The 13667-nt window shown below is 35.0% G+C and carries 16 protein-coding genes and 1 pseudogene; 15 read left to right on the plus strand and 2 right to left on the minus strand.

Features of this window, described 5'->3' with window-relative positions:
• The 3 genes and pseudogenes from ABH959_RS28445 to ABH959_RS28455 all read left to right on the plus strand — a co-directional run.
• Positions 1-591, plus strand: a pseudogene (locus ABH959_RS28445) (S-layer homology domain-containing protein); the annotation flags it as partial.
• A 139-nt stretch (positions 592-730) separates the two neighbouring features.
• Positions 731-3073, plus strand: a complete 2343-nt coding sequence (locus ABH959_RS28450) for a hypothetical protein (RefSeq protein WP_404493480.1) — start codon at positions 731-733, stop codon at positions 3071-3073.
• Positions 3074-3193: 120 nt separating this feature from the next.
• Entirely contained in the window at positions 3194-3355 is a 162-nt protein-coding gene (locus ABH959_RS28455) for a hypothetical protein (protein WP_176535837.1), read from the plus strand.
• A gap of 184 nt (positions 3356-3539) precedes the next feature.
• On the opposite strand, the gene ABH959_RS28460 is transcribed toward ABH959_RS28455, so the two are convergent.
• Complete coding sequence (locus tag ABH959_RS28460) at positions 3540-3731, minus strand: hypothetical protein (RefSeq protein WP_098342189.1); 192 nt, start codon at positions 3729-3731, stop codon at positions 3540-3542.
• Between the two features lie 375 nt (positions 3732-4106).
• Between ABH959_RS28460 and cpaB the strand changes: the two genes are divergently transcribed.
• The 11 genes from cpaB (at position 4107) to ABH959_RS28515 (ending at position 11844) form a co-directional block, all read left to right on the plus strand.
• Positions 4107-4967: a Flp pilus assembly protein CpaB gene (gene cpaB / locus ABH959_RS28465; protein WP_113937410.1), complete on the plus strand. Its 861-nt coding sequence runs from the start codon at positions 4107-4109 to the stop codon at positions 4965-4967.
• A 16-nt stretch (positions 4968-4983) separates the two neighbouring features.
• Complete coding sequence (locus ABH959_RS28470) at positions 4984-5805, plus strand: AAA family ATPase (protein WP_098342190.1); 822 nt, start codon at positions 4984-4986, stop codon at positions 5803-5805.
• A gap of 17 nt (positions 5806-5822) precedes the next feature.
• Positions 5823-7256 carry a TadA family conjugal transfer-associated ATPase gene (locus tag ABH959_RS28475; RefSeq protein WP_098342191.1) on the plus strand — a complete coding sequence of 478 codons (1434 nt, stop codon included), beginning with the start codon at positions 5823-5825 and terminating at the stop codon, positions 7254-7256.
• Positions 7249-8181: a type II secretion system F family protein gene (locus ABH959_RS28480; protein WP_098342192.1), complete on the plus strand. Its 933-nt coding sequence runs from the start codon at positions 7249-7251 to the stop codon at positions 8179-8181. Before ABH959_RS28475 ends, ABH959_RS28480 begins: the two co-directional genes overlap by 8 nt.
• A gap of 1 nt (position 8182) precedes the next feature.
• The gene (locus tag ABH959_RS28485; RefSeq protein ID WP_404493484.1) at positions 8183-9049 is read left to right on the plus strand and encodes a hypothetical protein; all 867 of its coding nucleotides are present in this window, start codon (positions 8183-8185) and stop codon (positions 9047-9049) included.
• A gap of 42 nt (positions 9050-9091) precedes the next feature.
• The gene (locus ABH959_RS28490; RefSeq protein WP_215561199.1) at positions 9092-9298 is read left to right on the plus strand and encodes a hypothetical protein; all 207 of its coding nucleotides are present in this window, start codon (positions 9092-9094) and stop codon (positions 9296-9298) included.
• Positions 9299-9366: 68 nt separating this feature from the next.
• The gene (locus tag ABH959_RS28495; protein WP_215561200.1) at positions 9367-9573 is read left to right on the plus strand and encodes a hypothetical protein; all 207 of its coding nucleotides are present in this window, start codon (positions 9367-9369) and stop codon (positions 9571-9573) included.
• A 70-nt stretch (positions 9574-9643) separates the two neighbouring features.
• Positions 9644-9850, plus strand: a complete 207-nt coding sequence (locus tag ABH959_RS28500) for a hypothetical protein (RefSeq protein WP_000879954.1) — start codon at positions 9644-9646, stop codon at positions 9848-9850.
• An 85-nt stretch (positions 9851-9935) separates the two neighbouring features.
• Positions 9936-10481, plus strand: a complete 546-nt coding sequence (locus ABH959_RS28505) for a hypothetical protein (RefSeq protein ID WP_215561201.1) — start codon at positions 9936-9938, stop codon at positions 10479-10481.
• Entirely contained in the window at positions 10478-11101 is a 624-nt protein-coding gene (locus tag ABH959_RS28510; protein WP_404467932.1) for a hypothetical protein, read from the plus strand. Before ABH959_RS28505 ends, ABH959_RS28510 begins: the two co-directional genes overlap by 4 nt.
• A gap of 677 nt (positions 11102-11778) precedes the next feature.
• On the plus strand, positions 11779-11844 hold the full coding sequence (locus tag ABH959_RS28515) for a hypothetical protein (protein WP_404481608.1): 66 nt from the start codon (positions 11779-11781) through the stop codon (positions 11842-11844).
• On the opposite strand, the gene ABH959_RS28520 is transcribed toward ABH959_RS28515, so the two are convergent.
• A complete protein-coding gene (locus ABH959_RS28520; RefSeq protein ID WP_340853123.1) occupies positions 11837-12019 on the minus strand; it encodes a hypothetical protein in 183 nt (60 codons plus the stop codon). The two genes, ABH959_RS28515 and ABH959_RS28520, sit on opposite strands and share 8 nt — an antisense overlap.
• A gap of 286 nt (positions 12020-12305) precedes the next feature.
• Here ABH959_RS28520 and ABH959_RS28525 point away from each other — a divergent pair, with 286 nt between their 5' ends.
• Positions 12306-13472 (plus strand): DUF4046 domain-containing protein, encoded by a 1167-nt coding sequence (locus tag ABH959_RS28525; RefSeq protein WP_404493486.1) that lies wholly within the window; start codon positions 12306-12308, stop codon positions 13470-13472.
• Positions 13473-13667 lie beyond the last annotated feature (195 nt).

Genomic DNA, 13667 nt, shown 5'->3' on the forward strand with positions numbered 1-13667 from the left:
CCAGAAGTGAAGCCAGATCCAAAACCTGAAACGAAACCAGAAGAAAAACCAGAAGTGAAGCCAGACCCGAAACCTGAAACAAAACCAGAAGAAAAGCCAGAAACAAAGCCTGAAATTAAATTGCCAGTAGGGTTAAATGAAAATTTAGCAACTAAAGATATGGAATTTAATCAAGAAGCTTTTAACAATAACGTTACTGTTCAAAAACTAGTAACCAAAGAGGGGCAAGATATTGTTAGCTCTATCAACAAAAAATATAATACTAATTTAAAGTATAGCGATGTTGGAGTATATGTAAAACTCATTGATAAAGATATGTATTTACCAGCAGGTTCAATTGGAGCACAATTCTATGTTGATGCAACAGATAAAAATAACTTTGAAATCGCCTTCTTATATAATAATAAAGCAACAGTAGAATTAACTAAGAAATGGGTTACTTTCATAAACCCTGAATTAAATTTAGATAAAGAAATCCAAGAGACAGTAGATGCTCAAGTGATTAATAATTACACTACTCAAAATCATAAAGTTCGTATTGGACATTCAACTGCTGATAAAATGATGTATATTCAAGTACAAAGTAAATAAAGTAATTGTAAAGAGAAATAAAATTTGCTAGAATCAATATATAGTTTAATATACGGATTTTAAAATCACGTAAAGGACACACCTTACGTACCAGCCAATGGTACGGGTGTGTCCTTTTTTGTATTCAGGAGGAATATTCATGAAAATTAAAAAGAAAATACTATTTGCTTGTACATCACTACTGTTGACACTTCCTATTTCAGTAGATGCTAAGAATAATGAAATTCCCTTCTTCAATGGGAATGAGGATACTTATCTTTTATCTGGACAATTGCAAATGGAGGGGAAATACGTTCGTCCAGGAAAGGGATATGAAGCTGAGCGCTTAATGTATTTATCTGATTTGCATTATCCAGCTGTATATAATGGGGCTTTTAATTGGGAGAATCCATGGGAAAATTTAGTTCAAAATGTCGATTCAAGTGAACCGTATGTACGAATTTCTAATGAAGGTTATATCAATCCATCGATTACTGTTGGGGATAGGATGATAACTGAGAAAGAACGGATTGATTCTGCGGTTATCTCTAATAAGTATTGGGGGAATTCAGAGTTTGTTTTAGAGAATTTAAAATCACATCAAATTGTAAATACAAAAGGTTCAAGATATGGGTTATTCTATTGGATTCGTGATATTGCATATCTTTCTGGTGGATATGCTGGATCTGGTGGAGTAAGTGGGGTTAATGATTATAACTTGTGGTATGTACGTACAAGTAAACCAGAAATAAAAGAGTTTAAAGCGTCTAGTGGCAAAAAGGATGTCCCTGTTAAATTTACATTTAACGGTTTCGAATATGTAAGTAAAAATAAGGGATACAACGATAGAGATCCAAATGGAACAACAGTAAATCCATATCAAGCAGCTGCCGGGGAAAGAAATCGTGTGAAATGGATGCTAGATATTACAAAAGATGGCGAAACAGTGCATCATCAGGAGAATTACTTACGTTCAAACCCACAAACAGATAATCAGAAACCAAATGAAGGCGATGCAGGACAATTTACTAAAGAAGATGTAAGCTGGCAGCCGCAAATGTGCGGGCGCTATACTGCGAAAATTAAAGTAACAGACGCTGTTCAAAGGGATTCAAATGAGAAAACAGTCAACTTTAATGTAGATGGTAATTGTGGTACAGAAGTGACACCTAACCCAGATCCAGGTGATGAAGAAGAGTATAAATATAAAATTGATTTTTCGGCTGACCGAATTGAAGGTGAAACAGCAAGAGAAGGAAAAAATATTAAAACAAGGGTAGATGTATCACGTGATAACTTTAAGCCAGACCGTGATCAATATAGAGCGAAGGTAAATAATAATATTAATAAGTCCCAGCAGGAAGTAAATAGCACTGAATCAGATAGAGATAGCGCTCAATCAAGTCTAAGTTATTGCCGTCGTGATCCTATTCATGAAATAGATGCGGAAGGAAATCACCACTATTATGATAGGGACTGCTCATGGGAAGAGAATAGATTAGACAACGCTGCGGGTAGGTTAGATAAGGCAAGGGAGAAGCTAGATAAAGAGAAGAAAAAAATTAAGAAGTTAGATGGATTAGAAGAAAAATATGTGAATCCTGAAACAGTAGTCGTGCTAAAACATAACGGGCAACAGGTGGCTTCACAAAAGGTAAGACTAACAGAGGGAGAAAAGAAAACATTGAACCTTGACTGGCAGCATAAAGGGAAAGGAACAATTCAAGCGGAAATTAACCCTGCTGGTAATCGTATAGATGTAGAAGAAACCACATACAAAAATAATCCTATTAAAACAGGTATCTATGCACCATCACATGAAAAAGGGATGTGTGGTGTAACTAGCGTAAAAGGTGTGGTAGAAACAGTCAGTGAGCGTGTTTCTAAAGATGATACAGTTGGAGAAATGTATTATGAAACGTTAAGTGGAGGTATTGATAATCTAGTACCTTCTAAGCTTCATAGTGGATATGGATTCACTTATGAAGTAAATGGGAAATACAAAAATGATTGGAATGCAAATTACCCTGGTGTATTTACAGAAGCAACGGCACAATATCCTTTTGCCGATGAAGGATTAAAAACTACACAAGATTTGGAGCGTGTTTCTAATACTGGATTGACATCGAAATTCCTACCTAAAAATATGTATTTGTCTGAAATAACAGGTCTTGTATTTGATAGTAAAAGACCGACAAAGTCCCTATATTGGGATGGACAGGAAAAGATTATTGATGGGGGACGCAAATGGTACGCACCATTGAAAACGAAAGATGGAAAATATCCGTTTAATGTTGAAACAAACCCAGCAGGTATCAACGAAATGAGCTTATGTATGACGAATGAGATAGAAATTAAAGGCGTTGCTTACGATGACTTCAAAAAGAGAAGAGTACTTGCTGATCTTCCATTCCCTGTACAAACGCCAGGCTGGAATTGGGTTGGAAAAGAACATATTATCACTGATTTGTCAGACTGGTATTATATGAAAAATAGAAAGTAATATTGTATAATAAGATGAAACGACAATAGTAATTCATCTTAAACTAGTAGCTGAATGGATAAACCAAAGGCACATCCCTTAATTGGGATGTGCCTTTTTTCGTAGAAAGGGGAATTTAAAGTGGATAAAAAGAAAAAACAACGTGTGAGACGTGCAATTTTCATCGGGGTTGTCGTAATGATTGTATCTCTGTGCATTGGAAGTGAATTTCAGGATCGGAATGGGAAAAGCTATGCTCCTGCAAAGTATTTTGAAACAGGGACAAAATTGATTTCGTTTTAGAAATAATTTTATTTATTTCATCCACTATAGTGGATGCAGAGACATGACATGGACCATAGTTGATGTTATAATATGTGTAGAAGTATTACAAAGATAGTTTTTGCATAAACTAATAAAGACGAGATGCTCTAACATCTCGCCTAATGTAACTGCTACCGCAAGGTGGATGGTTGCTAAAAAAAGTTTATTTTTTCTTAGAACCGCCCTTCAGACGCTTGCTGGCATTGAGGGTGGTTCTTTTCGTTTTTTGTCGCTTTTTTTGTATTTTCTTCCAAGACGTTGATAGGAATTTGCCTACTCGTTTTGCAAAAAATACAGCGACTTCTCTAGCAATAACTTTCAAAATTTCAATTGCTATAGTGAAAAGAATGTCCATTTGGTCACCTCCTTTCCCCATAAAATGAAAGAGAAAGGATAGCAACCGACCACCCTGAAATATTCAGTTACGTTACATCTATTATATCGTATTTAATGGGTAGTTAATAGCTTGAAAACCTTGATATGACAACGTTTTTAAAGGTTTTTTGTTTTTTGTAATTCGTGCGTTGGAATAGAAAAAATAGATTTTTTTTTAGAAATGATTGACATAAAACCGTATATATCATAATATTGAAATTGTAATATTAAAGAAAACAAATCCAACATTTTCATATAGACTTTAGATTAGCTAAAAGGACACACCTAAGGCGCTTTATGCCATAGGTGTGTCCTTTTTTTGCGTTTAAAGGCTACATAAGGAGGAACACAAACATTGAAGCCATCTAAGTTTCAAAAGAAGCAGATTGCTGCGGTTGGTCTTGCCGCTGCAACAGTCGCTGGTATCTATGGATACAATCATTTTGCAGTGGAGAATGCAGTAAAACCAACAAAGATTGTCGTAGCCGCAAAGGATATACCCGCTCATACAGAGATTAAAGAGGATATGCTAGTTGAACGCACATTACCTGGTGATTCCATTCCGCCCAATGCATTACGCGTGAGTAAGAAAGAGGTCGTAGGAAAATGGACAAATGATGGGCAACCCATTACAGAAAATAGCTATCTCTTCAAAAATAAAGTGGTAAAGAAAGAAGAGTTACCAGACTCTGCAATATTAAACCTGAAAGATGAAGAAGTTGCTTTCCCATTACTCGTTGATCTTGAAACAAGTTCCGGGAATAGTATTATTCCTAACACATACGTGGACTTGTATTTCAAACAGGTTGTGAAAGAAGGAGACAATGAGAAGGTTGTATTCGGTGGTCTTTTCCAACGTGTACGTGTTACGGCAGCAAAAGATAGTAATACAGAAGATGCATTCGTGTTAGAAAAGAAAGAATCAAAAGAGGAACAAGAGGGGAAACAAAAACCGAAGGTAACTCGTTTATATACATTGGCTGTTTCGCCAGAACAACTCCAATACTTGAATCGTGCGAAAATGCTTGGAGATGTGATTCCCGTTGCAGTTGGACAAAAGGTTGAACAAACAGGGAAAGAATTACAACCAGCAGAAGGGTTCTCACAAATATCTGATCAGAAGAACATTTTAGACTATGTAGAGAAACATTCAACCAATCCAATTTCTAAAAATGTAAAAGAATATGTTGCACAGTATCTGAACGAATCCAAATAAGAAAGGGGGTATTAAGATGGAGCGGCAAGTAAGAATGGTTGCCTTTTATGCGACAAACGAAAACGTAGGGAAAAGCACGTTAAGTATTGCGATGGCGAATGAGTTAGCTCATTTAGGGAAAAAGGTGCTGTATGTAGAAGCAGACCAAGTGAGACCAAGCTTTGCAGTTGGAACAGGTCTTAGCCATGACAGCAAAAATATATTAGAGCTTGTAAGGAAAGAAAATGAATACAATCTCTTGCAGTACATTTGCACAAAGCAAGATTTACTAGAGAAAAAATTGAATCCAAAGCTGATACAAAAATTGCACGATAAGATGGATTTTCTAGTATTTCCATCAGGTTATAACATGGCTCAATTCCCTGAGATTCAAAACAAAGAATTGTTTGTAACAACATTTATCGAATCACTTGTAGAGACAGAATACGATTACATCATTCTATCGGTGCCAACTGAATTATCCGAGGTGCTGAGTTACCCAATCTTATACCAATCAGATCTTGTTGTTCATGTGCTAAATGGAAACCCTCGTGGTGCGTTAGCAATCAAGCAGGAATTAAAGCTGATAGAAGAAGCTAAGCTAACATTACCTCGCATGATTCATGTATTAAATATGGCGGATGAGAATTATGTAGAGGATATTGAAAAGCTTTCTTCTCAAAAAATTGCGGTGGCAATTTCGTATGATAGAGATCGTACGAGTTATGAATGGGGGATGCAATTTGGTTCTCCACAAATTAATGAAAAGGTCCATCACATTATGGAAGCAGCTGGATTTGATATTCCATTCCAGCATACATCCTCTATGAAAAAGGGTTTCTTTGGTTTACGAAGTTAAAAGGGGAGGCAAGTAGTATGTGGGGCTATTTACAGGAAAAACAAGTCGCCTTAAAGCGAAATCGAGTTGATTTATATCACTTCGGTTATATGATTCGTTCCAAATCGGCTAAAAGGTTAGGAACAACTACAGCTCAACAAATTAAAGATATAACCGATGAAATTCGTGCATTTTTAATAAAAGAACATCGTGATATCTTAAGCGAATCTTTTATGAATAAAGAGAAGAGAGCAGCTGTAGAGCAAATCATCAAAAGCTTTTTATTAAGTAATCAAGTCGTCATTTCAGATGTACCTTCTGAACAATTACTGAATATGGTGTGTGACGATATTGTTGGATTTGGTATTATAGAGCCTTTGAAAGAGGATACAGATGTAACCGATATTTATATAAATGGCACAAAAGAGATTATTTACGAAAAGATTGGCGAGGGAGAATGTACATTTCCTTACCGGTTTGAAACGGAAGAAGAAGTGAAAGCTTTAGCCTATAAGATGGTAAACAGTACTTCAGAATCCTTAAATACAGCTAAACCCTATGTAGACTGCGTATTTCCCTATATACGTATCAATATTGCATTAGATGAACTGGGTGGACTGGGTACAACGATAACGATTCGTAAGAATGCGGATCATCTTCGTGCCTCTGAAGAGCGTATGTTATCTACAAATCAAGCATCGAGAGAGATGTTGGACTTTTTGGCCGCAGCCGTGAAAGCCAAAATGAATATTTTAGTGGCGGGAGCAACAGGTACAGGGAAGTCAGAGTTTATGAAATATCTTGCTTCTCATATTCCGAAAGGGAAAAAGAAAGAACGTACTCTCGTAGTAGAAGATAACCCTGAATTATATTTGCATCGTATTTTTCCAGAACATCATTTTGTTCCGATGCAGTGTAGGGCATCGGAAGTAGAAGAGAATGCAATTGACTTTGATAGATTGCTAACAAATGCGTTACGACAAGGACCAAAGCGATTAATAGTAGGGGAATCAAGGGGGAAAGAAGCATTGAAAATGCTGAACTTCTTCCAAACAGGACACCCTGGTTTTACTTCTGTCCATGCAAGAAGTGCAAAAGAAGCAGTTAGACGTTTAATGCTCATGTGTCTGCAAAGTGGTGCAAATATTGACGCCCAGTATTTATATGAATTAATTTCGCAGACATTTGATGTGATTGTCTTTTTAGAGAAGAAAGATGATGGAAATCGTTATATTACAGAGATGATTGAACTATTGGATTATCAAGATGATATACAGTTCAATCAGCTTTCTCAGTTTATCCCGACATATGAGGAACACGATGAAATGAATGAGAGAGTAGGAAAGATTCATGGAGATCATATCACTACAGCGACAATGTCGGCTGATATGGAAAGGAAGTTCCGTTCTTCTACTGTAAATCCAGCTCTTTATGCACCATTCCTTTCACAACAGGAGGTGCAGTATGCATAGTTTGTTAGCTTATGGATGTATCTTCCTCATATTCATGAGTGTACTATTGTTAGTTTTACTTTTCACAAAATCTAAGGGTTCTGCCCTTTCCCAATTTGTACAAGAAAATGAGAAAGAAGAAAGACGCTTAGAATTACGGAATATCAAAGGAATACGGATGTATCTTCCACAATCCGTTATCCAGGAAGCCCAAAAGTACGAGTGGAAACTGACGAAAAGTATGTATTGGGTATATACGGTACTTTCAGGGATGAGTATTGCGGCAGTATTCTACTTCTCTTTTGGAAGAGATCCTTTTACACTGATTTCCGCTTTATGTGGGTTTTTAGTGCCGAGGTTTCTTCTCTATCGTAGAAAAAAACGTTATTACTTAGTTGTCATAGATCGTCTTTCTATCTATATGAAGGCTGTAGCAAATGCACTTCAAATTAGTAATAACGCAAAACGCGTGTTACTTCAGGTGAAACCGATGATGCATGACAGTATTCAAGAAGAAATAGAAAAAGTTTCTCTTTTATTAGAAGGGGGAACAACGATGCACCGTGCATTTAGAGGGTTTAATGAAACCTTTAATTTTAGAGAATTGGTTTTCTTCCACGAAATGTTGGAAGTATGTAGCCGAGAAGGTGGAGCGAATTCAGTGCAAGTCTTACTAGATATTGCAGAAGATTTTGAAAAACAAAAGCTATACCTGGCAAGATTACGTTCTAGTTTGTCACAAGCACAACGTGCTTTTGTACAGAACTGCTTAATAGTCATCGCAATGCCGATTGTCATTATGTTGATGTCAAAAGAGGCATATGGATTTTTGGCAGGTTCTATGATGGGGAAAATTGCATTAACAGTAAATATGTTTATTGTATTTTTCCTAGCAACACGTGTAGAAAAAATTGCAAATTATAACCCGACAGAAAGGGGGGAATAAGATGGCTGCGTTTTTAGGTTTAGTCATATTTGTTGTCATGTACTGGGTATTCTCCACCTTTCTACAAAGTAAAAAAGACAGTGAGAGTGTACTTACTCATTATGTAGAAAATGCGAAGCGTATTGAAAAGAAGAATTTGAATCAAATGATGCTTGCTCCTTTTCAATCGTTATCACATAAGTATCTGACAGAAGAAAAGAAAGAGCAGATTCAGAAAAAATTAGAGGAAGCTGGCTTGGATACGAAACCAGAAGAATATTTGAAAATGAAGGTTGCGTATCCCGTCATTTTCACATCTGTTTTCTTAATTTGTACCGTATTCCATGATTACTACTTATTTAAAGTAGGCGTTCTGGTTTCACCACTGCTTTACTTCTATCCAGATTATCTATTAAAAAGAAAGATTAAACAGGCTGTAGAGGCAAGAAAGTTTGAGTTACCGGAGTATTTAATTCCGTTGCTGCAGTTGTTAAAGACACATACAACATTAGAAGCAGTAAAAAAGGCACAGATATATGCAGGGAGGCATCTTAGTCCTTATGTATCTACTCTTACAGCGGAATTAGAAATGTATGCGGGTTCGGATCAACCGTTTAGGAACTTCGCAACAGCTTTAAATAGTCCAGAAGTAAACACCTTTACGATTGCGTTACAACAAGCGCAAAAAACGGACAAGGTACAAAGTCTTCGTATTATGGATTCGCAAATCAAAATGATGCGTGAATTAAAACATGAGAACTACAACCGTCTGGTTCAAGATAAACCAATGGAAATGAATAAATTTAACGTTGCGGTTATTGGTTGTATCGTTATATATCCAATGGTCATTGTTATTCAATCCTTAGCACAAGGATTTGCAAGTATATAAAAAGATATTATCCCAAATTGAATAGGTAAAGGAGCAAAATACATGTTAACAAAAATGAAGAATTGGTTAAGAAATGAAGACTCACAATTATCATCAGAAAACGGTATGTTAATCGCCTTGGCGGTTATTATCGTATTAGTCATTGGACCGTTTGTATGGAAAGCAATTCAAGGTGGATATGATACGATCCTGGCTCGATTCACAAAAGCATCAAGCAATGCAGATGTAGATTCTTGGAACAAGAAATAAAAGCTGTAAATAGGTAAATTCTTATCTTAATAGATTCCTAAAATTGATATATAAAGGAGCAAAATAAAATGTTAACGAAAATGAAAAATTGGTTAAAAAATGAGGATTCACAGTTGTCATCAGAAAACGGTATGTTAATCGCTTTAGCGGTAATTATTGTACTTGTTATTGGGCCATTTGTATGGAAGGCAATCCAGGGTGGATATGAAACAATTCTAGCTCGATTCACAAAAGCATCAAGCAATGCAGATGTAGATTCTTGGAACAAGAAATAAAGGCTTTTAATAGTTGATTTTTTGTATTAGTAGATTCTTAACATTTATATATAAATGTTAAGAAAATAATATGTTAGCAAAAATGAAAAATTGGTTAAAAAACGAAGATTCACAGTTATCATCAGAAAACGGTATGTTAATCGCTTTAGCGGTAATTATTGTGCTAGTCATTGGGCCATTTGTATGGAAAGCAATTCAAGGTGGGTATGATACAATTCTAGCTCGATTCACAAAAGCATCAAGCAATGCAGATGTGGATTCTTGGAACAAAAAATAAATGTAAAAATCAAGGGGGCTACTCTAGAAGTGGTTCCCTTTTTTAGACAGCAATTGTATATGGATTCAGAAAAGGAGAGAAGAGAATGCCTTTGTATATTATAGGATTATTACTAAGCTACATGTTCCTGAATGTATTTACTGATTTGAAATATAGAAAAACAAAAAATATGTGGCATCTACTATTCTTAATTATGGGTATAGGAATCACCTATTTTGCTGGAATACGAACAGGCAAGGAGATTGCGATTGTACTAGTTATGGCCTTAGCATGTGGTTTATTGCTAGAGACGTTTAAATTTTCTTCACCCGGTGATACGAAAATGCTTGTGGTGGTAGCTTTATATGTTAGCAACGTAGTAGAAGAATCGGCTATGCTTACCGCTATTACATTAACAGCTTTCCATTTACTATTCTTTTGGATTGCTAGTGTGTATCGATTAATTAAGATTTTAGGGTTTATGGGAGCTATTAAAGACCAATTAGAGCATACTGCCTCTATATTTGGTGCGAAACTGCCAAAGAAAGAAATACAGCTAATACAGAGCTTTCCAGGGGCTTGTTCTATTTTATTAGGAGCACTTGTTTATGTTGCTTTCACTATATATCAAAACGGAGGTATCTTGGCTTGAACAGTAGAATCATTCATCAAAGAGAAACGTATATTTACTTTACGATATTTGCAATAGTAGGAGTACTTCTTGTAAACATGTTTATTAATATGGTGTTTGTACTAGCGTATCCGTTACTTATCGGATTAATTGTACAGGTGGTCTTGTTGCAGAAGATGAAAAAGCCATTTTATCAAAGAGGAAAAGAATTAACGGAACAGTTAAAGCTAAAAAATATATTTCTAGTGGAATCGAATATTTTAGGGGGGGAAGAAGGCATAGTTTATGAGGTGCATCAAATGCCTTTTGAATTTTCTAATGGATTAATCAATAAAGAGAAGAGTTACAAGGTAGTAAAACAAGAGTACGAAAGAAAGGTAAAAGAAGATTTAACGAAAATTGCAAAATGGCAGGTTACAACAAGGGCTAGACTCATTACTACTACCCATTTTCGTCTATATACGATTTGGCAGAAAAATAGTACTGGCTATCAATTGAAAAAAATAGAGGATTGTATTGATCCCTATGCAAAGATGAATCTTATTCAATGGATGCTTGCCTCTTTTTGTACCACTGGTCGTATCAAGTATGACAAGCAGCCTAAAGAATGGTCTAGCTATGAATGGATATCCTTAAAATAATGTAGATAAACAAAGGTATAATCTAAGTGAAGTGAATATGCATTTTTGCATATTCACTTCACTTAGAATTTAGTTATAATAAAATTGTATATTTAGATATAATGTTTTAAATTAGAAAGAAGATAATAAAGTTTATATTTTTATCTAATTAGAAGAGATATTTTATATGTTGTGCAATTTACTATAATTGACAATCCCACCCCTAAAGGGGCAAGCTGACAAACGTCAGTGGGATTCTTGCTACCAAAGGCGAAGTCCATTTCTGGTATCGCTGACGTGCAAGATTGCGGTGTGCCATCACCACTCTCACGACAGACCGTATAGGTTCGTGTTCATATGTTTTAGCGTCTTGTTCTTGACGACATATATCATTTTACCGATAGCATGAATTCGGCTACCGAACTCCATATGATATCTTGTTTTCAAGGAACACAATGTCGTTTTAAAGACTTGTACTTGTCTATCGTTTCAGTATAACCAATAAACAACTGTTTTTCTATGAAAAAGCGATCCTTTCATCCCATGCCTAAAGGTGGACTAAAGTGCGATATGGGCTTTCCCACATCGCGAAATCTGTAATATTGAGGCATATTTTACGTCTTATATAGGTAATGAACTAGTAATTTCAGACGCATGGAAAACTATACCAAATAGATGCTCCTGAAGGTATATTCGTTATTTTAGGTGCATGTGCCTTATACGAATTTACAAAAAATGCACCAGGAGAAAACACATCTATATAGATGGGATTTTTGTAATTATTGTTCCTTTTTTCCATTCATACTTCATCTTTAATTGATCACCAATTAATTCTGCTGATAAATTACCATCCATCTTTGTCATTAGACTTTTCGCAATAAGCAAACCTAAATCTGTACCTTTTTTTCCTTGCTTGATCGACTTTATAGAAGCGATCAAAAAGAAAAGGAAATTCTTCTTTTTTTAATTGTTTAGCAGGATTCATTATATTAAGTTGAATGGTAACCTCTTCACTTGAATGCTTGATTGCATTGGTAATTAAATTTTCAATTATACGTTTAACAGCTGATGAATCCGCCATAATATAAATTTATTCCTCAGGAATAAGGATGATAGGTTCTATTTGTACTTTTTGGAAATCATCATAGAAACTGATTAAAGAATCTAATAACAATGTATATGATTTTATGGATTTTTTATTTGCACAACAAAAGGAGTAAATAATATGTATAGCATTGAACAAATATATCAAGAAATTTTAGAAGGTAAAAGAAAGCAATTTCCTAAAAGTACATGGAGTGATGATTATGATAATAATCTAGCAAAACGTGTAATTAAGTATTTTATAGAAAAAGTTTTAAAGAGGGATAAAAAAACAATTCTTAAGAGTTGGAAATCCCAATTAATTATTAAATATAAATTAGGTGGTGTACTTAGCGTTAAATATCATGATAGCCCATATGCCATGATAAATGATGTTTATCCGAATTGTTTTAAAGAATGGGAATTTCAAATGACACCTAGAAACTATTGGACAAAGGAAAAGGCATTGGAAGCATTAAAATGGACGATAGAAGAAAAAGAAAGGTTAACAGATAATAAATTATTGGAGGTTTATAATATTCAGTGGTTAACTAAGCGTAATTTGAGTTCACCTTGCCAAATTTTTTGGGGAAATAGTCCTTACATAATGATAAATGAATTATATCCAGACCATTTTAAGGAATGGGATTTTAAAAAAACTCCTAGTCGTTTATGGACAAGAAAAAAAGCGTTGGAAGCATTGAAATGGACGATAGAGGAAAGAAAACAAATGAATAATGAGGAGATAAGAAAAAAAATTAGTGTAATTTGGTTTTCAGAAATAGGCTTAAGGACCCCATTGGCGAGATATTGGAATGATAGTCCATTTAGTATGATAGATGAGTTATATCCTGGATGTTTCAAAGAGTGGGAATTCCAGAAGACACCTAAAAACTACTGGACAAAGAAAAAGGCACTGGGGGCATTAAAATGGACGATAGAGGAAAAAGAAAAGTTAACAAATGAAGAGCTTATAAAAGTCTATAGTAGAAGATGGATAATTAATCAAGGGCTAAGAACCCCATTAGATAGATTTTGGAAAAATAGTCCATATGCCATGCTACACGAGTTGTACCCAGGGAAGTTTAAAGAATGGGAATTAAATAGGGCCCCTCGTGGGTTTTGGACAAAGGAGAAGGCATTAGAAGCATTGAAATGGACGATAGAGGAAAAAGAAAAATTAACTAATGAAGAACTAATAAGGATATATAGTAGAAGGTGGGTAATTAATCAAGGGTTAAGAACCCCATTAGATAGATTTTGGAATAAGAACCCACATGCTATGTTAAGTGAACTATATCCTAATTAATTTATAAAAAATATGAAAGCTTAACATAAATGAAACTCAAGTCAAATTACAACAAATTCTGTTATTAATTTTTTGATTATTTCACTTTTTATCAGTACTCTGCATCTAGACCGTACTTTCGTTGACTGCGGTAAGACTTTATTTCAAAGCTACATTGAGCTCTTTTTATTTATATTTTTTACATAAATAAAAAAG

It is taken from the genome of Bacillus sp. RC51 (assembly GCF_044908115.1).
In the GTDB taxonomy this organism is placed as follows: domain Bacteria; phylum Bacillota; class Bacilli; order Bacillales; family Bacillaceae_G; genus Bacillus_A; species Bacillus_A mycoides.